This is a genomic window from Vibrio sp. 1249-1 (genome assembly GCF_033340495.1).
The window spans coordinates 283-1227 of record NZ_JAWOWJ010000082.1; the positions used below are offsets into that span (position 1 = coordinate 283).

Below are 945 nucleotides of genomic sequence, written 5' to 3' on the forward strand. Positions count from 1 at the left end.
CGTATTGTTGAGGTAAGAACGACTCAACTTGCAAGAGCTCGTGAAGAAGCAGAACTAGCCAACCAGTCAAAATCTGAGTTTTTGGCAATGATGAGCCACGAGATCAGAACGCCTCTTAACTCAGTTTTAGGAATGCTAGACATCCTGAGACAATCTACCTTATCAGATGAACAATTTGATGCCCTCAATCAAATGGAATGCTCTGCTGAGCTTCTTCTAGCCATCATTAGCGACATTCTCGATCTTTCAAAAATTGAATCCGGTAGCTTCCAATTAAACGAACAGTGGATACATTTAAATGACACTGTAACTTTTGTAATTTCTCAGCAAAAACAAGTAGCTATAACTAAGAATCTTTCTTTTAACTTTGATTGTCAGATCTCATCAGACAAACAGTATTGGATTGATTCGACGAGGCTGTCACAGATTCTCTTTAACTTGATTGGGAATGCCATCAAGTTTACGGACTCAGGAAGTGTGTCTGTTTCTGTCGCTGAAGAAAATGACGAAATTGTAGTTTCTATATCTGACACCGGAATTGGAATCTCGAGAGCAAAACAAGCCCATTTATTTACGGCATTCCATCAAGGTGATCGCTCAATTACTCGAAGGTTTGGTGGTACAGGTTTAGGGCTTGCTATTACCAAGCACTTAGTTGAAATGATGAGAGGTGAAATCTGTGTAAAAAGCCGCGAGAATGAGGGTTCTGACTTCACCATTCGAATTCCAGTTCTAACACGTTACAACCAAAGCCGTCCTGTAAAAATTGAGCATAATAGACCAAACAAAGCTCTAAACTTGCTTATTGTCGAAGACACTCAATCAAATCAACTTGTCATTAAATTGATTCTTAACAAGCTTGGCCATAATGTTCATATTGCAAGCCATGGCGCAGAGGCGCTTACATTTCTTGAAGAAAACGATACTCAAATTGATATGATCTTG

1 protein-coding gene is annotated in these 945 nt (G+C 39.3%); it reads left to right on the forward strand.

The window, feature by feature from the left end; translation table 11 throughout:
• Positions 1-945 (forward strand): hybrid sensor histidine kinase/response regulator (locus tag R7Z50_RS24400; protein ID WP_318149333.1); only part of this gene is annotated, 945 nt, incomplete at both ends.